This is a genomic window from Streptomyces sp. NPDC014801 (genome assembly GCF_043082085.1).
Classification (GTDB): domain Bacteria; phylum Actinomycetota; class Actinomycetes; order Streptomycetales; family Streptomycetaceae; genus Streptomyces.
Genome location: NZ_JBIBXG010000008.1, coordinates 41,528 through 58,800, shown reverse-complemented (window position 1 = coordinate 58,800; position 17,273 = coordinate 41,528). Strand labels below are relative to the sequence as shown.

The 17,273-nt window shown below is 74.1% G+C and carries 15 protein-coding genes; 6 read left to right on the top strand and 9 right to left on the bottom strand.

The features are described 5' to 3' along the window. Positions 1-10: 10 nt before the first annotated feature. A complete protein-coding gene (locus ACF1AL_RS20135) occupies positions 11-1,354 on the top strand; it encodes an amidase (RefSeq protein ID WP_391826736.1) in 1,344 nt (447 codons plus the stop codon). 17 nt (positions 1,355-1,371) lie between these two features. On the opposite strand, the gene ACF1AL_RS20130 is transcribed toward ACF1AL_RS20135, so the two are convergent. Next, entirely contained in the window at positions 1,372-1,569 is a 198-nt protein-coding gene (locus ACF1AL_RS20130; protein ID WP_391826734.1) for a hypothetical protein, read from the bottom strand. Between the two features lie 19 nt (positions 1,570-1,588). On the opposite strand from ACF1AL_RS20130, the gene ACF1AL_RS20125 reads away from it, so the two are divergent. Beyond that, complete coding sequence (locus tag ACF1AL_RS20125; protein ID WP_391699887.1) at positions 1,589-1,873, top strand: winged helix-turn-helix transcriptional regulator; 285 nt, start codon at positions 1,589-1,591, stop codon at positions 1,871-1,873. Positions 1,874-2,287: 414 nt separating this feature from the next. Next, positions 2,288-3,379 (top strand): hypothetical protein, encoded by a 1,092-nt coding sequence (locus ACF1AL_RS20120; protein ID WP_391826732.1) that lies wholly within the window; start codon positions 2,288-2,290, stop codon positions 3,377-3,379. Positions 3,380-3,434: 55 nt separating this feature from the next. On the opposite strand, the gene ACF1AL_RS20115 is transcribed toward ACF1AL_RS20120, so the two are convergent. After that, positions 3,435-4,508 carry an ArsR/SmtB family transcription factor gene (locus tag ACF1AL_RS20115; protein ID WP_391826730.1) on the bottom strand — a complete coding sequence of 358 codons (1,074 nt, stop codon included), beginning with the start codon at positions 4,506-4,508 and terminating at the stop codon, positions 3,435-3,437. Positions 4,509-4,568: 60 nt separating this feature from the next. Here ACF1AL_RS20115 and ACF1AL_RS20110 point away from each other — a divergent pair, with 60 nt between their 5' ends. After that, complete coding sequence (locus tag ACF1AL_RS20110) at positions 4,569-5,360, top strand: response regulator transcription factor (RefSeq protein WP_386584518.1); 792 nt, start codon at positions 4,569-4,571, stop codon at positions 5,358-5,360. 176 nt (positions 5,361-5,536) lie between these two features. Here the strand turns inward: ACF1AL_RS20110 and ACF1AL_RS20105 are convergent, their stop codons facing one another. Then, positions 5,537-6,523, bottom strand: a complete 987-nt coding sequence (locus ACF1AL_RS20105; RefSeq protein ID WP_391818354.1) for a helix-turn-helix domain-containing protein — start codon at positions 6,521-6,523, stop codon at positions 5,537-5,539. Between the two features lie 57 nt (positions 6,524-6,580). Here ACF1AL_RS20105 and ACF1AL_RS20100 point away from each other — a divergent pair, with 57 nt between their 5' ends. Beyond that, positions 6,581-7,867, top strand: coding sequence for an MFS transporter (locus ACF1AL_RS20100; protein WP_384207494.1), 1,287 nt, complete (start codon positions 6,581-6,583; stop codon positions 7,865-7,867). Between the two features lie 80 nt (positions 7,868-7,947). Here the strand turns inward: ACF1AL_RS20100 and ACF1AL_RS20095 are convergent, their stop codons facing one another. Beyond that, positions 7,948-8,433: a GNAT family N-acetyltransferase gene (locus tag ACF1AL_RS20095; protein WP_391826728.1), complete on the bottom strand. Its 486-nt coding sequence runs from the start codon at positions 8,431-8,433 to the stop codon at positions 7,948-7,950. 59 nt (positions 8,434-8,492) lie between these two features. Next, on the bottom strand, positions 8,493-8,666 hold the full coding sequence (locus tag ACF1AL_RS20090; RefSeq protein WP_107082809.1) for a hypothetical protein: 174 nt from the start codon (positions 8,664-8,666) through the stop codon (positions 8,493-8,495). A 456-nt stretch (positions 8,667-9,122) separates the two neighbouring features. Between ACF1AL_RS20090 and ACF1AL_RS20085 the strand changes: the two genes are divergently transcribed. Next, a complete protein-coding gene (locus tag ACF1AL_RS20085; protein ID WP_391826726.1) occupies positions 9,123-9,578 on the top strand; it encodes a hypothetical protein in 456 nt (151 codons plus the stop codon). Between the two features lie 183 nt (positions 9,579-9,761). Here the strand turns inward: ACF1AL_RS20085 and ACF1AL_RS20080 are convergent, their stop codons facing one another. The 4 genes from ACF1AL_RS20080 to glgC form a co-directional block, all read right to left on the bottom strand. Then, a complete protein-coding gene (locus ACF1AL_RS20080) occupies positions 9,762-11,255 on the bottom strand; it encodes an SDR family NAD(P)-dependent oxidoreductase (RefSeq protein ID WP_391826724.1) in 1,494 nt (497 codons plus the stop codon). Between the two features lie 103 nt (positions 11,256-11,358). Then, complete coding sequence (locus ACF1AL_RS20075) at positions 11,359-12,708, bottom strand: wax ester/triacylglycerol synthase family O-acyltransferase (protein WP_384207489.1); 1,350 nt, start codon at positions 12,706-12,708, stop codon at positions 11,359-11,361. A gap of 316 nt (positions 12,709-13,024) precedes the next feature. Continuing rightward, the gene (locus ACF1AL_RS20070) at positions 13,025-15,646 is read right to left on the bottom strand and encodes a PA14 domain-containing protein (protein WP_391818356.1); all 2,622 of its coding nucleotides are present in this window, start codon (positions 15,644-15,646) and stop codon (positions 13,025-13,027) included. A 362-nt stretch (positions 15,647-16,008) separates the two neighbouring features. Further along, positions 16,009-17,229, bottom strand: coding sequence for a glucose-1-phosphate adenylyltransferase (gene glgC, locus ACF1AL_RS20065; protein WP_366835007.1), 1,221 nt, complete (start codon positions 17,227-17,229; stop codon positions 16,009-16,011). Between the last annotated feature and the right edge of the window lie 44 nt (positions 17,230-17,273).

The window sequence follows — 17,273 nt, the reverse complement described above, 5'->3', positions numbered from 1 at the left end:
AGGAGCGCCCGTGACCAGCTGGGTCGGTCTGTCCGCCGCCGAGATCGCCGCCGCCGTCCGCGAGAAGCGGGCCACGCCGCGGGAGGTGGTGGCCGAGCATCTCGCCCGGATCGAGCGGCTGGACGGGCGGATCGGCGCCTTCCGCACGGTGCGGGCGCGGGCGGCGCTCGCCGAGGCCGAGGAGGTCGGCGCCCGGGGCGACCTCGGTGACCTGCCGCTCGCGGGGGTGCCGGTCGCGGTGAAGGACAACCTCGCCGTGCGCGGGGAGGCGACACGGGTCGGCTCCGCCGCCACGCCGGACACGCCTGCCGGGGACGACCATGTCACCGTGGCCCGGCTGCGCGCCGCGGGCGCCGTGGTCGTCGGCCTGACCAACGTCCCCGAGCTGTGCGTCTTCGGGACGACCGAGGGGGTGCACGGCACCTCCCGCAACCCGTGGGACACCTCCCGCACGGCCGGCGGCTCCTCCGGCGGCAGCGCGGCCGCGGTCGCCGCGGGCTTCGTGCCGGTCGCGCTCGGCAACGACGGCATGGGCTCGCTGCGCATCCCGGCCGCCAACTGCGGCCTGGTCACGATCAAGCCGGGCCACGGCCTGGTGCCGGCCGGCATCGGCGAGGGCGACTGGTTCGGCATGGCGGAGAACGGCCCGCTCGCCACGACCGTCGAGGACGTCCGCCTCACCCTGTCGGTGCTCGCCGGCCCCGACGCCGTACGGCCTCCGGCGCCCGGAACGCGCAGGATCGCCGTCTCGCTGCGCAGCCCGCTCGCCGGTGTCGCGGTGAGCGCCCCCTACGCGTCGGCGGTGCGGGCCGCCGCCGGGCTGCTGGCGCGCGCCGGGCACACGGTACGGCGCGCCGAGCCGCCGTATCCGCTGTCGCTGGGCGTGACGGCGCTGACCCACTGGACCGCGGGCACCGCCGTGGACGCGGCCGGCCTGGACGCCCGTCTGCTGGCCCGGCGCACCCGGGTCCACGCGACCGTGGGCCGGCGCTTCGTGCACACCGCCCGTGACGGCCGGGGCCGTGAGCGGCTACGGGCGCGCATGGAACCGTTCTTCGCCCGTTACGACGTGCTGCTCACCCCGGCGCTGGCCCGCCGCTCCCCCGCCGCCGCGCCCTGGCACGAGCGGAGCTGGCTGCGCAACATCGCCGCGAACACCGCCTACTCGCCGTTCACCCCGCCGTGGAACCTCACCGGCTGGCCGGCCGCGACCGTCCCGCTCGGCACCCTGCCCTCGGGCGCCCCCTGCGCCGTACAGCTGGTCGGACGGCCCGGCACGGAGGCGGAACTGCTGGAGCTGGCGGAGCAGTTGGAGCGGCTGCGGCCGTGGCGGCGGACGGCACCGCTGGACTAGGCCTGACGCCGTCGGCGTCACCGCGCGGTGCCGAAGGGTTTGTCGACGACGTACCGCCCCAGGCCGTCCCTCCCCCGGCGGGCCACGTCGGTGGCCGTCCCCTCCAGGTGGACGGGCGTGCCGTCCCGGCCCGGGCCGTCGATGACCCAGTCCACGACCAGCAGCGCCAGATCACCGGTGACCCAGGTGTGCCGGGGACGGACCCTGATCGGCACGCCGAACGACTGGAACGCGGTGCCGGCTGCCGTCCGGTCCGGGCCGCCCACCGCCGTGCCGTTGCTGCACGGCCCGCACTTCTTCGGCGATCTGCGCGACCGGCTCCCGGACATCAGCCCCAAGGCGCTCACCGAACGGCTCGGCACCCTGCGTGAGCGGGGCCCGGTCAAGCGACGGCGGCTGCCCGGCTTCCCGGTCGGCACCCGCTACACCCTGACCGCCACCGGACAGGCCCTGCGCCCGCTCCTGGTGGAGCTGTACCGCACGGGCCCGGTGCCGGCCGAAGCGCGGCACGCCCCCTGAAGCCTCCCTCGGCCGCTGGGCGTTCACGGCGCATTTCGACGGACTTCGAAAGGCTGGCGTGATCCGTCCGCGACACGGCAGGCTCGGCGGCGAGACGGAGCCGGACGGGCGGCCGGTTCCCCCACGGGGGAGCGGAACCGGCCGCCCGGCTCCGCAGCGGCACGGGACCCTTCCTCATGGGGCGGCCACGTCGTCGTACCACCGGAGACGAGGGCGGGGGAGCACCGTGCCCCTTCGAGACCTGGTGCGGCCGATCGGCAGGGAGGCCATCGGCGAGTGGGCGGCCCCCACAGGGAGGCCGGCGGTGTCCTCGACATCGTCGGACTGCTCCAGCACGTCCACCGGTCGGGCCATGCCCGCCGGCCGTGAAGCACACGGACACGGAGAGCGCGGCGGACGAGGGAGGTCGGCCTCATGGCTCGGGAACCGCGGCACCTTGCCGGCTCGGCGCGAAAACCCGGCGACACCGAGTGGAGCGGCGTCTTCCTTATCGGTGGGCTGCTGGCGCTGTACACCCCGCTCGCGGGACTGTGCGGCCTGATCGCCTTCTTCGTCCGCGGCTGGCCGACCGGCTGCGCGCTCCTCGGCGTCACCGCCGTCTTCGCCGCGCTCAGTCATCTGGCGTCCCAGGTGGCCCTGCGCGGCTCGGGTCTGGCGGCGCGGCCCGCGGGCGGCGACGGACAGCCGGAGCGGGCGCCGGTGCCACGACCCCGCGTCACGGCGGAGGACGGGGACGAGGCATCACCCTGGGTGGTGGTCTCCGCGCTCTTGTTCCTGCTGGGCTGCGGCGGCGCGCTCACCCTGGGCGGTGGCCTGGTCGCCTTCTTCCTCGGCGGAGGGGGCACCGCCGTCCTCGTACTGGCGGCCGGTGCCGCGGCGCTGGTGGCGGGATTCACGCCGGACGGCTGGCTGCGCACCAAGCGGAAGACACCGGCGCGGCCGTCCCGGCGTGCGCGGGATGCGGCGCGGGCCGCCGGGCTCGGCCGCCACCTCCGCACCCTGCGCGGGCCCAACCCCCTGTTCTGGCTGCTGATGGCGCCCCTCGCGTTCGTCGCGCCCTTCGCCCTGCTCAGCGGCATCTCCTGGCTGGTCGGCGACGGCGACACCCCCGGCGGGAAAGCGGCGGGCGGTCTGCTGCTGATCAGCTTCGTGCTGGTCCTGGCAGGCCCGGGACTGGCCGGGATGGTGCTGTGGTCCATGCCGGCCAGGCTCGTGCGCACCCACCTGTACGAGGGGGGCCTCGTACAGGAGGTCGACGGCCGCGTCCGCACCAGGGTCGGGTGGGAGGAGATCACGGCGCTCGAGGGCGAGTTCACCAGGAATCCGGTGGCACGCCCCAGAGCCTGTGTGATCGTGTGTGCCGACGGCAGCCGGGTGCGGGTGCGCGCCGACCGTGGGCCGGTCGGTGACGTGGGACGGTTCGACGCGTTCATGCGCAGGCTGGTCCCCGAGGCCAACCGCCGTCGGATCCCCGTCCACGCCCGGTTTCTGACGCTCTACCGCTGAGTCGGCCACCAGCCGCTGACGGCCAGCGTTCTTCCTCACGACCGGTGCGCGGCGGTCAGGTCAGCAGGTCGACGAGGGCGTCCCCGCGCGCGGTGCGACGGAGGCGTACGTGCTGCCCCTCGCGCCGGCGGACGATGAGGCCGCTCTGCTCCAGCCGGGTGCAGTGGTGCGTCAGATTGGCCGGGGAGCAGCCGACGCGGGCCGCGACGTCGCCCATGGTGGCGGGAGCCCCGGCCGCGCGCAGGATGCGGGCGCGTACGTCGCCGACGACCAGGGTGAGCACGTCCGTGCGCGGGTCCGGCCGGGGGTCGGGGCCGCCCTCCCACAGCCGCCCCAGGCCCGGCAACGGGTAGCCGATCCACACCAGGTCGGACCGGTCGAGGGCGAACAGGGACGTGCTGGGGCCGGACACCACGGGAACGAGGACGAGTCGGCGACCGTCCAGGGAGTAGGTGTCGTTCTGCGGATCGGGCAGCAGCAACCGGTCCCCGGTCAGCCGGAAGCGGCTGCTGAGTCCGGACAGCACGGTGTCGGCGCAGCCGCGCACCACCGCGCTTCCCACGCGCTCGGACTCGCGTTCCAGCAGCGGCCCGGCCCTGTCCCACACCGGCCGGAACGCCTGCCACACCGCCTGGATGATCTGGGTGTAGGCCCGGATCCACCGGGCGGGGCGGTCGACGACCGGGCGCCACTGCGCGGGAAGCGCACCGCCGAACTCCCTCTCCAGTTCCGCCAGCAGCACATCGGCGGACAGGTCCCCCAGCTGTGCGCACTGGGTGGCGATGTCACCGCGGGGCATGCTCGCGGTCGGGGTGACGCAGTCTGGGATGACGGAGTAGCCGGGGTCGAAGAGGGGGCGCAGGACCTGACCGGCCGTGGCCGGCACCGCTTCGAGGACCATCCGCCGCCACGGACGCGGCACCCCGTGGCCGCGACCGCCGAGGACGTCGGCGACGAGTGACAGCACCGTCGCCCCCTGGTGGCCGGCCACCGACAGCCGCAGGTCGTCGAGCGTCCCGAGGTGCAGTGCCGTGTGCCCGCGCATGCCCAACCGTTCCGTCACCGTGCCGTCCGTGTCCGTCTGTTCATTTTCGGCGAGCACGGCGCGGGCGCCGTCCGCCCTGCGCACCTTTGCGTAGTCCGTCTTCTCCTACGATGAGGAGGTTCGGGACCGAGAGGGGGAGGCACCGTGGGACTGGATCACCGCGACTACGAGATTCTGCTGGCGCTCTCGGTCCACGCGCTGGAGCAGGACGGCTCCGCGTCGTCGTGGCCGGCGCTGGTACGGACCTTGCGTGCGCATCTGGGCGCGGAGGCGGTGACGCTGACGGAGATCGGCCGGGAGCGCGGCCGCCCGCTTGCCTGGGCGCCGGACGGGGTCGGTGCGGGGCGTGTCCGGGAGCTGTCGCGGCAGTCCATACGCAGCGGCAATCCCCTCATCGGTCACTACCGCGAAGCACGCGACCCCGTGCCGCGCACCGCCGAGGATCTGACGGGGAGCGCGGGGTGGCGCGACAGCCCGGCGCGGTCGGTGGCCCGGGAGCACTTCGGCGCCGAGCACGTCCTCGGTGTGCCCTGCGCGCTGCCCTCCGGGCGCGCCGGTGTGCTGCGGGGCTGCGTCGTCTACAGCAGGACCCGGTTCTCGCCGGCCCACCGCGCGTTCGTACGGCGGGCACAGCCGCTGCTGGCCGCGGTCGACGCGCACGAGCGGGCGATGGCGCGGGTCCGTGAACGGGCAGGCCAGGACGCACCCGACCGGGCGCGGGAGTACGGCCTCACCCCGCGCGAACTCGCCGTCCTCACCCTCCTCGGCGAAGCCCTGCCGGCCAAGGCGATCGCGACGCGGCTGGGCGTCTCCGTACGCACGGTCCACAAACACCTGCAGAACCTCTATCGCAAGCTGGGCACCAAGGACCGCATGGAAACGGCGTTGCGGGCGCAGGCGTGGGGACTGCTGCGTCCGGGGCTCCCCCACCGGTGAGACCCGGTCCTTCGACCCGCTTCTTCACCGCCCTGGTCCCCCACAGTGGGGTGGGCGCTTCTGGTCCTCCTCCTCTTTCCGTTCGCCTGACCGCGTTCGTCGTCGCCGCCTGCCTCGCCTCCGTTCACACGCCGCTCAGGCGTGCGTCGCGGCCGAGCCCGCTGCGAATCGGTGGGCTACCGGCACAGGGCGTCGCCGAGCGCGGTGCGCGCGTAGCGGACGATGCGGCCCGTGCGGGTGCGGCTGAGCAGGCCCGCGTCGTAGAGGACCGCCAGGTGCTGGCTGACCGCGCCCGGGGTGACGTCGAGGCGGCGGGCCAGTTCGGTGGTGGACGCCGGTTCGGCGAGCAGGAGCAGCAGGCGGGCGCGGGGGCGGCCGAGGAGACGGACCAGCGCGTCGGGGGTGGCCGGCGGGGGCTGTTCGGACACGAGGGCCCGGCCCCGCGCGGGGTAGACCAGCACCGGCGGGCGGGACGGGTCGATCGTGGGCTGGGCGCCCCGGGCGAACAGCGTGGGCAGCAGCACCATGCCCCGCCCGGCGATGCCCACTTCCTCGGTCCACGGGGCGGCGACCGTGAAGTGCCGGGTGGACAGCCGCAGTCGCCCGTCGTCCCAGGTGAGCCGGTCGTCCAGGCCGGACAGCATCGCGGCGGCGCCCTGCTCGGCGAGCACCCGTCCCCGGTAGGCGAGGTCCGCCTCCAGTACGGCCCGCACGCGGGGCCACCAGTCGTCGGCGAGGCACGTGTGCCAGTAGCTCTCCAGGGCGTCCACGGCCCGGGCCAGCAGGGCCGGCGGATCGGTCAGGCCCCGGGCCACGACCGGGGGCAGGGCGTCCGCCGTGCGGTAGGTGGCGCGGAAGTCGGCGGCGACGACCTCCGGCGGGGTGCGGCGCAGCGTGGCGAGTTCGTCGGCGAAGGCGGGGCGCGCGCGGGAGGGCCGGGGCGTGAGGAAGTCCGGCACCCACAGCCAGGGCGCCGACAGGGCGGTCAGCATCTCGTGGTCGAGGTCCGCCAGCCGGGGCCGGATACGGCGCAGCCACGGCCGGTGGTGCGGATAGCGCGCCGCGTCGTGCAGGCAGCGCAGCGAGAACACCGCCTCCTGCAGCGGGGAGTAGGCGAAGGAGGTGGTGGCGAGGTCGCCGATGCCGAACCGGAACTCGATCATTGAGCGCCACGCTAAATCAATGCCGGGGCGCCCCTGCCACCGGGTTGCCTGATGGGCATGACCACGACACCGCTCCCGCCCGCCCCGCGTCCCGGCCGCGCCACCCGGGCCGGCGGCCTGCTGCCCGCCGACCCCGCGCTGCGCCTCGCCACGGTCCTGACGGCCGTCAACTCCCTCGGCAACGGACTGTACTTCCCCCTCGGCGTCCTGTACTTCACCCGCGTCGTCGGCCTGGACCCGACCTCGGTCGGCCTCGGCCTGACGGTGGCCGGGCTGGTCGGCGTGGCGGCCGGGGTGCCCGCCGGGCGGGCCGCGGACCGGTGGGGTGCCCGGCGGGTCGGCGCGCTGCTGTGGGGCGGCACGGGCCTGGCGACCGCCGCCTACACGCTCGTGCACTCCTACGCCGCCTTCCTCGTCGCGGTGATCGCGGCGACGGGACTGCAGACGGCGAGCCGCGGCGTGCAGGGCGCGCTGTACGCCGACGTGCTGCCGGCCGCGACCCGCGTGGAGGCGCGGGCGTATCTGCGCATGGTGACGAACGTCGGCATGGGGCTGGGCGGCGCGCTCGGCGCGGTCGCGCTGCAACTGGACTCGCGTCCGGCGTACGTGACGGTGATCCTGCTCGACGCCCTGTCGTTCGCGGGTCCGGCCCTGCTGGTGCCGCGGCTGCCGCTGGCCCCGCACGTTGCGCGACGTGCGGCCCAGGACGCCGGCGCGCCGGCCTTCGACCGCTGGCGCGCGGTGCGCGACCTGCCGTTCCTGGCGGTGACCGTGCTGAACGCGGTGCTGGTGGTGCAGTACTCGCTGAGCGAGGTGGGGCTGCCGCTGTGGATCGTGGAGCGCACCGAGGCGCCCCGCTGGACGGCGGCCCTGCTGATGATCGTCAACTGCGCGCTGGTGGCGCTGCTGCAGGTCCGGGTCGCCCGCCGGACGTCACGGGTGCCGGCCGCGGTGCGGGCGATGGCCTGGTCGGGGCTGCTGCTGGCCGTGGCCTGCGCGGTGTACGCCCTGTCCGCGGGCCTCTCTCCGCTCTGGGCGGTGCTGGCGCTGACGGCCGGCGCGGTCGTCCAGGTGTTCGCCGAGGTGCTGTCGGCGGCCGGCGGCTGGACCCTCGGCTACGAACTCGCCGACGCCCGCGCCCACGGCGTCTACCAGGGCGTCTTCGGCGCGGGCATGTCGGCGGGCATGATGGCGGGCCCGGCCCTGGTCACGGTCACGGCGATCGCCCACGGCTCCCTGGGCTGGGCGATGCTGGGCGCCCTCTTCGCGCTGGCGGGCCTGACGGTCCCGGCCGCCGCCCGCTGGGCGTCCCGTGACGGGGCGTGGCGGGGTGAGCGGGAGTGAGAGGGCGGGCGCGTCGCCGGCCGGCGGCTCGACGACTACGGCCGCGCCGTGGCCGCGTCCCCTCGCGGCTCGGCCGCGCGTCACAGGAGTGACTTGTACATGACGTTCAGGCCGACCAGGCCGTGGCGGGGGTGTTCGAAGGCGTCCGGGACCGTGCCGAGGACGGTGAAGCCGAGGGACTGCCAGAGGCGTACCGCCGGGTTCGTCTCGACCACGGCGTTGAAGACCATGCCCCGATACCCCTGGGCCGCGGCCTCGGTCAGGATGTGCTCGGCGAGGGCGCGGCCGATACCGCGGCCGCCCCGGCCGGGGTCGACCATGAAACCCGCGTTGGCGATCCGGGCGGCCGGGCCGCCGTAGTTCGGGGTCAGATAGGCGGAGCCGACGACGGCGCCGGTCTCGTCCTCGGCGACGTACACCCGCTTGGCCGGGCTCATCCACAGCTCGCGGGCCGCTTCCTCGGTGGTGTCCGGGTCCCAGGCGTAGGTCTCGGCGGCGGCGACGATGCGGTGCCAGAACGGCCAGATCTGCGGCCAGTCCTCGGCCGCGGCTTCTCTGATCAGCATGGGCGTGAGTCTGGCACGCCCATGCGGCCGGCGATCGCGATGGTCCTGCCCGGGGAGGGTCAGTCCACGCTGGGCAGGATGTGGGGCTCGGCGAGGTCGTCCTCGTATCCGGCGAGGCGGATGGGGGCGGACCGGGCCCACACGTCGAGGCTGCCGATCTCTCCGGGCCGGCGGCCGGCGCGCTCCGTGCGTTCCTTGGGGCGCTGCTCGCGATTCGTCTTCTCTGGTGTCACCGCGCACTCCTTATGTGTCGGTCACCCGGGGACGTACCGGCCATGCTGAGGCCTGTGCTTCGACGTCCGCTCGGGTCTGTCTCAAGGCGTTCGGACGCGGTGGCGTCGACAACTCACAGTGGATCAGGCCGTGGTGGACCGGCTTGTCCGTGACGGACGGTGGGTGTGGGTGGGACCCGCTGTGCTGTCCGTCCGCTACAGACTAACCAAATGAGCGGGGCCCCGCTCGATGGGGCTGAAAATTTGGGGTAACCATGGCAAGTCACCCACATGTCCTCGCTAGGGAATTGAACCCTTTTGACCGGTTTGCCGCCTTTTATCAGTCACTCGATCGGCCTACGTTCCCGCGCGGGTCTTCGACTTCGGGCCGCCGTTCAAGTGCCGTTGGCTGTGCGATAAACCGGCCATGATCTGCTGTCGGGCCGGCACCTGGCTGTCTCGCGGGAGGACTGACGCATGGAACTGCGCAGCGTCGACGAGCTGATGGACCTGCTCTCCGCCTGCCGGGGCGCGCAGGCCCTGCCGGGCCGCTCCGCCCGCCCGGCCGATCTGCACGACCACGCCCTGCGCACCGCGGCGCTGCTGCGCCGGCGCCGCCCCGCGGACAAGGAGCTCCAGGTGGCGGGGCTGGTCCTGGCGGTCGGCCGGCTGCTGCGCCCCGGGGACGCGGCCGCGGGCGCCGAACGGGCGGCCGAGGCGGTCCGGTCCCTGCTCGGGGAGCGGGTCCACCGTCTCGTACGGCTGGCCGGGGCCCCGCTCGGCACCGGCGAGCCGGACGACGCGCTGCTCGCCCTGCGCCAGGCCGACGAGGAGGCCCGCACCGACGCGCTGGACGGCGGGGTCCTGGAGGACTGGCGCACGGTGCTGGAACTGCTCGCCACCCACAACTCCCGCCCCAGCACGGTCGACTGAGAGAGGCTGCGTCCTCCGCCCGCCGAGGACCACCCCGGCGGGACGCCCAGCGGGTCCACCGGCGGGCCCCCGGGGGGCCACCCCCAGGCCGCGGGCGCGCTCACCACTTGCCCGGGGGCCGCCCTCAGGTGGCGGGCGCGCTTACCACTTGCCCGGGGAGCCGCCCTCAGGCCGCGGGCGCGCTTACCACTTGCCCGGGGCGTAGTCCTTCAGGAAGACGCCGTACAGGTCCTCGCCCGCCTCGCCGCGCACGATCGGGTCGTAGACCCGGGCCGCGCCGTCGACCAGGTCGAGGGGCGCGTGGAAGCCGGCCTCGGCCAGGCGCAGCTTGTCGTAGTGCGGGCGTTCGTCGGTGATCCAGCCGGTGTCGACGGAGGTCATCAGGATGCCGTCGGACTCGAACATCTCGGCCGCGCTGGTCCGGGTGACCATGTTCATGGCCGCCTTCGCCGCGTTGGTGTTCGGGTGCCCGGCACCCTTGTAGCCGCGGTTGAAGACGCCCTCCATCGCGGAGACGTTGACGACGTAGGCGCGCCCGCTGGCCGCCTTCTTCGCGGCGTCCGCCATCGCCGGGCGCAGCGCGCTGATCAGGATGAACGGCGACGTGTAGTTGCACAGCTGGGTCTCGAGCAGCTCGACGGGCGAGATCTGGTCGATGGTCTGCACCCAGGTGTTGGTCTCCACGACGTCGGGCACGAGCCCGCCGGCGTCGATGGCGGTGCCGTCCAGGTGCCGGGCGACGCTGGCGTTGCCCGCGACGAGGGCGAGGTCGGCGACCTTCTGGGCGTCCAGGCCGCTGACGCCGACGGGCAGCGCGGCGATGCCGTCGACGGCGCCGGAGTTGAAGGCGCCGATCACGTGGTGGGCGGGGAGTTCCCCGGCGGGCAGCGGGGCGCTCTCCCCCTCGACCAGGGCGGCGTAGGCGGAGGGCAGCCGGCGCACGGTCTGCGTCGCGTTGTTGATCAGGATGTCGAGCGGGCCGGCGGCGGCGACCTGCTCGGCGAGGGCGACGGCCTGGGCGGGGTCGCGCAGGTCGATGCCGACGACCTCCAGCCGGTGCAGCCACTCCGCGGAGTCCTCCATCGCCTTGAACCGGCGGATGGCGTCCTTGGGGAAGCGCGTGGTGATGGTGGTGTGCGCGCCGTCGCGCAGCAGCCGCAGCGCGATGTACATGCCGATCTTGGCGCGGCCGCCGGTGAGCAGGGCGCGCTTGCCGGTGAGGTCGGCGCGGACGTCGCGCTTGGCGCGGTTGAGCGCGGCGCAGTCCTGGCACAGCTGGTGGTAGAAGTAGTCGACCTCGACGTAGCGCTTCTTGCAGGTGTAGCAGGAGCGGGGGCGCTGGAGTATCCCCGCGATCCGGCCGGGCTCGACCTTGGAGGACGGCAGGATGCCCTCGGTCTCGTCGTCGATGCGCTCGGCGGAGCCGGTGGCGGTGGCCTCGGTGACCGCGCGATCGTGGGCGGTCTTGGCGGCGCGGCGCTCCTGCCGGCGGCGCTGCTTGACCGTGCGGTAGATGTGGGAGGTGGCCCGGCGCACCGCGACGGCGTCCGGGTGGTCGACGTCGAGATCGTCCAGCTCGGCGAGCACGCCGAGGCAGACGGCCAGCCGCTCGGGGTCGATGCCGGGGCCGTACGCGGCCTCGTCCGTGGTCGCCGAGCCGTCCTGCGTCACCGTCATCGCGCTGCCGATCCCTGGTCTGGTCCCGCGGCGCTCCGACCGCGCCCGCTTTCGAACGCGGAATTCTACGGAGCGCCGCACCCGGGAACCAAACCGCGCGGCCTCAGTCGGCGCACGCTGTGAGCAGTGTCTCCACCTCCCGGGTCACGGCCCGCGCGAACCGATCGAGATCCGGTACGGCTTCGGCGTCGGCGACCAGCCCGTAGTGGACCCGGCCCTGGTAGGTGGAGATCGCGACCGCCAGGGCCTGGCCGCGGGCGAGGGGCGCGAGCGGATAGACCGAGGTCAGCGGGTTCCCGCCGAGCCGCAGGCCGATCCCGGGCAGCGGCACGCTGGTGACCAGGATGTCGAACCAGAGCCGGGCGGCCTGGCCGACCAGCGGCCCGCCGAGCCGGTGGCCGAGCGCCGGGACGTGGTCGGCGAGCAGCGCGACCGCGCCGGCGCCCCGGTTGGGTCCGGCGTCCTTGTTGCGGTCCATCGCCACCCGGACCGCGGCGAGCCGCCCGAGCGGGTCGCCCTCCCCGACCGGAAGCCGTATCAGGTACCCGGAGAGCCGGTTGCCCTGTGGGTGGGCGGTGCGCGGGCGGCGCTTGGACACCGGGATCAGGGCGCGCGGCGCGACGCCCTCGCTGCCGTCGCCGCGCTCGTCGAGCCAGGTACGCAGGGCGCCGGCGACGACCGCGATCAGTACGTCGTTGACGGTGCCGCCGACGGCCTTGCGGACGCGGTGCACGTCGTCGAGGTCGACGACCACGCCGGCGGTGCGCCGGGTGCCGGTGGGTTCGGCGGTCAGCGCGGGCGTGCTGCGCATGCCGAGGGTGGACACGGCCACCGAGGCGCCGATGTCGAGGGCCCGCCCCACGTCGGACAGCGCGCCCGAGACGGCGCCGCGCACCAGCTCCGGCAGGCGCCGCACGTCGGGCAGGAGACCGCGTGGCGGCTCCTCGGGGCGGGGCCGGCGCGCGGGCAGGTCGACCGGGTCGAGGACGGCGGCGGCGAGACCGAGCGCCCGCAGCCCGTCGGCCAGCGCGTGATGGAACTTGAACAGCACCGCGAAGGACACCCCGTCCGCGCCGGGCAGCACGTGCGCCTCCCACGGCGGCCGCTCCCGCTCCAGCGGCCGCTCCATGAGCCGGCCGGCCTCGGCGTGGAAGTCGGCGGTGGGGGCGTGCAGCCGGATGTGGTCGAGCGGGTCGAAGTCCGCCACCGGCTCCCGCGTGGCGCCGCCGAACGAGAGCGGTGAGCGCGCCCCCAGCGGCTGCCACACGTCGCGGATCCGCATCCGCAGCCCGGGCACGGCCGCGGCGCGAGCGGCGAGCAGGTCGGCCGCGTGGGCGCCGGCGGTCGGCGAGTGGGCGGAGAAGACCCCGAGCGCGGCCAGGTGCATGGGGTGCTCGGGGGACTCGATGTTCCAGAACGCCAGGTCGAGAGGTGCGAGCAGATCAGGAGTCAAGGGCTTGCCTCGCGTCGACGGACGGATGAGCCTGAAGTCAAACCCTTGCAACCGATTACGGTCAAGTACGATCAGGCTACGCACAGTTAACAGCAGATTAAGTCCCACCCTCCGCGTGAAGGGCGGGACTTATGGGACATCTGAGGTTACTTCAGCTCAGGCGGCACCGCCCCGCCGACATCCCCCATCCGGAGGGGCGCGGGGCGGCCGTCCTGTGCTCCGCCCGGGGGAGCGAGGAACCCGGCAGGCCAGGGACATCGTTGTCGTCCCGCCGGCCGCGCACCCCTCGCTCCCCTGCCTTCGCCCGAAGGGGGACTCAGGCCGCCGGGCAGCCCGCGACGGTCGCCCGGGACGCGTCCCGGATCAGCGCCCGGTGGGCGGCGCGCAGCCGGTCGGCGTCCGGCTTGAGCACCCGGCGGTCGTAGGTGAGCAGGCCGTTCAGCTCGCCCTCGACGTCCGCGATCTGTGTGTAGACGGCGCCGTTGCCGCCGCGGCAGGCCAGCGCGCGGACCTCGGCGAGTTTCGCCAGGTAGTCGTCGGTGTAGGTCGCCGGGTCCACGTCGACGTACGACTGCTGCACGGGCCAGGCGTGACCGGGCACCGCGAGGCCGAGGCCGCCGTACTCGCCGCTGAGCAGGGCGCGTTCGCCGTCGGGGTGGGGCGGCAGGGCGGGGCTGGGGTAGCCGTGTTCGTCCATGACGTCCCCGGTGCCGCCGTCGCGCCCCAGGTTGAGTCCCGACATGCCGTTGACGAGCCGGGTCGGGTCCCAGGTCTTGGCCTGGTCGGCGATGCGGGCCTCGTCGTACTGGCCCCAGCCCTCGTTGAAGGTGACCCACATGATCACCGAGGGGCTGGAGACGTGCTCGTCGATGATCTGCCGCATCTCCCGCTCGTACTCGGCGCGGGCCGCCTCGCCGGGGTTCACCCCGGCCGTCGTCGCGGGCATGTCCTGCCACACCAGCAGGCCGAGCCGGTCGGCCCAGTAGAACCAGCGGTCGGGTTCGACCTTGATGTGCTTGCGCACGGAGTTGAAGCCGAGCCGCTTGTGGACCTTCAGGTCGTAGGCGAGGGCCTCGTCGGTCGGCGCGGTGTACAGGCCGTCCGGCCAGAAGCCCTGGTCGAGGGTGGCCATCAGATAGACCGGCGAGCCGTTGAGCATCGTGCGGGGCACCCCGTCGATCTTCTGGACGCCGACGGAACGCATGCCGAAGTAGCTGCCGACGCGGTCCTGGCCGACGGTCACCTTCAGGTCGTACAGGAACGGATCGTCGGGCGACCACAGGTGGGGGTCGCGGATCGTCAGGGTCAGCGGGGCGCCGGTGCGGCCCCGCGCGGTCGCGACCGGGCGGCCCTGGGCGTACGCCGTCGCGGTGACCGGGACGCCGGCGCGGACGCCCTGCGGTTCGACGGTCAGCGTGTCACGCGTGAGGTCGGGGGTGAGCTTGAGCGCGTCGACGTGGTCGGGGGCGACCGGCTCCAGCCACACCGTCTGCCAGATGCCCGAGGTCGGCGTGTACCAGATGCCGCTGGGGTCCAGGCGCTGCTTGCCCAGCGGCGGGTTCTCGCCGCCGGCCGCGTCCGTCGGGTCGTACACGCCGACGATCAGCTCCTGGGTGCGGCCGGGCTTCAGCGCGTCGGTGACGTCGGCGCTGAACCGGTCGTAGCCGCCGCGGTGTTCGGTGACCTGGGTGCCGTTGACGTACACCTCGGCCTGCCAGTCGACGGCGCCGAAGTTCAGCCGCAGCCGCTTGCCCGAACCGATGTGCCAGCCGGGCGGGACGGTGAAGGTGCGGCGGTACCACATGCGGTCCTCGTGCCGCTCCAGGCCGGACAGCTGCGACTCCACCGGGTACGGCACGGTGATCCGCTCCGGCAGGTCGCGCCCGGTGGGCGGCTGCTCCCCCGCCCGCGCGGCGGCGAACTGCCAGCGCCCGTTGAGGTTCAGCCAGGCGTCGCGGGTGAGCTGGGGGCGCGGGTACTCCGGCAGGGGCCGGTCCGGGTCGACCCGGTCGGCCCAGGGGGTGCGCAGCTCGTGGGTGGACCGGTTGGGGCCGCTGCTCCAGAACGCCTTGACAACGTTGCCGTCGGTGGTCGTGAGGCCGCCGGATCCGTCGTAGCGGACGTCGGCCGTGCCGCGGGCGGTGCCGGCCTTGTTGCCGACGACGGGCTGGGCGAGGGCGACGAGCAGGGCCTTGGGGTCGGCCGGGTCGGGGCGGGCGCCGGCCAGCGGCCAGGCGGCGCCGCCGATGACGGCCCGCAGGTGGTCCGTGAAGGAGGCCGGGGGTGCGGCGAGGTCGCGGGGGAAGTCCAGTTTCAGGGTGCTGCCGTCGGCGAGGACGGTGGCGGCGGTGGCGCCGTCGTAGTCGAAGCCGTCGGGCAGGCGCAGGGCCGACTGCGGTACGGCCTCCTTGGCGCCGCCGGGCGGCGTCCAGCGCAGGTGCAGGTTGGAGCCGCCGAAGTGCTCGAAGTACTCGACCTTGAGGTCGTAGGGCTGCCCGGCGGTCAACTCCAGGGGTGCGGAGGTCTGTTCGCGGTCCCAGTCGTCGACCCAGTGGTCGATGACGAGGCGGCCGCCGACCCACAGCCGGAAGCCGTTGTCGGCGCTGACCGAGAAGGTGTGGGCGCCGCTGCTCGCGGGGACGAGCCTGCCGGTCCAGCGGACACTGACGTCGTCCGACTGCCCGGTGGTGAACGCCAGGCGCGGCTCCAGGTTGTCGTAGTCCAGGTTCGGGTCGAATCCGGTGGCCTTGAGCTCGTGGAAGTCGAAGGCCCCGGGGGCGGACTGGGTGTAGTAATCGCCCTTGAGGCCGTGGACCTCGACGGCGTCCGCGGCGGTGGCGCCGGTCTCGGCGCCGGCCGGGGCGGCGGTCAGCCCGGCAAGGCCGAGGGCTGCGGCGAGCAGCAGGGCCAGTTTCGTTCTGAGGCGTCCGGTGCGCATGGATCCTCCTTCGGGGGAAGGCGGGTGACGGTTCGTCAGCCGGAACGGGGCGCGGGATTACATCGTTGTAAACGCGGCCGTTGGCATGACAACACGGATTCCGCCGGGCGTCCAGGGACATGACAAACGGGTGGGGCGGGCCCCGACGGGATCGCGCCGATCACGCGGCCGGGGGGGCGGCGCGCGGGCACGCAGCCCCGGTACCGAGGCTCCGGTACCGGCCTGCTGCGGGGCACACGGGCGTGGGGCACGTCCCCTGCCCGGATGTACCTACCGGCCTGCTGCGGGGCGCACCGCCGTCGGGCACGTCCCCTGTGCCCGGACGTGCCCGCCGTCGTCGGTCACCGGCCCCCGCGGGGGCGCTAGGACACCCGCTGCCCCTTGCCCAAGGCGATCACGCCGGCCTTGGACACCGTGTACAGCTCCGCGTCCCGGCTGGGGTTGACGCCGATGGTGGCGCCCGGGGGCACTTCGACGTTCTTGTCGAGGATCGCGCCGCGCACGATCGCGCCCCGGCCGACGTGGACGCCGTCGTGCAGCACCGAGCCCTGCACGACCGCCCCCGGGTCGACCACGACGCCCGGCGACAGCACCGACCGGGTGACCTGGCCGCGGATGAGGCAGCCGGCGCTGATGATCGACTCGCCCGCGATGCCGCCGGCGTTGAAGCGGGCCGGGGACAGCTGCGTGGAGTGCGTGTAGATCGGCCACTGGCGGTTGTAGAGGTTGAACGCGGGACGCTCCGCGATGAGGTCCATGTGGGCCTCGTAGTACGCGTCCAGGGTGCCCACGTCCCGCCAGTAGCCCTGGTCGCGGCTGGTCTCGCCGGGGACGTGGTTGGCGCTGAAGTCGTACAGCTGCGCCTCTCCGCGCTCGGTGAGCTGGGGCAGGATCGAGCCGCCCATGTCGTGCACGGAACGCTCGTCCTCGGCGTCCCGCTGCAGGGCCTCGATCAGGGCCTTGGTGGTGAAGATGTAGTTGCCCATCGACGCGAAGACGCACGCGGGGTCGTCCGCGAGGCCGGGCGGGTCGGCCGGCTTCTCCAGGAAGCGGTCGACGGTCTGCCCGTCCGAGCCGGGCGTGATCACGCCGAACGACGAGGACTCGCTGCGCGGCACCCGGATGCCGGCCACGGTGACGCCGGCGCCGCTGTCGATGTGCTGCGCCAGCATCTGCCGCGGGTCCATGCGGTAGACGTGGTCGGCGCCGAAGACGGCGACGTACTCCGGCTGCTCGTCGTGGATCAGGTTCAGGGACTGCAGGATCGCGTCCGCGCTGCCCAGGTACCAGCGCGGCCCGAGGCGCTGCTGGGCGGGGACGGGCGTGACGTAGTTGCCGAGCAGACTGGACATCCGCCACGTCGTGGTGATGTGCCGGTCCAGCGAGTGCGACTTGTACTGCGTGAGCACGCAGATGCGCAGGATGTCGCCGTTGACGAGGTTGGACAGCACGAAGTCGACGAGCCGGTACGTCCCGCCGAAGGTGACCGCTGGTTTGGCGCGGTCGGCGGTCAGGGGCATCAGGCGCTTGCCCTCTCCGCCCGCGAGCACGATGCCGAGCACCGAAGGACCACCACGACGCATGGCCGCTCCCCTCACGCTGGTTGACCCATGACTGCCCCTGGCCC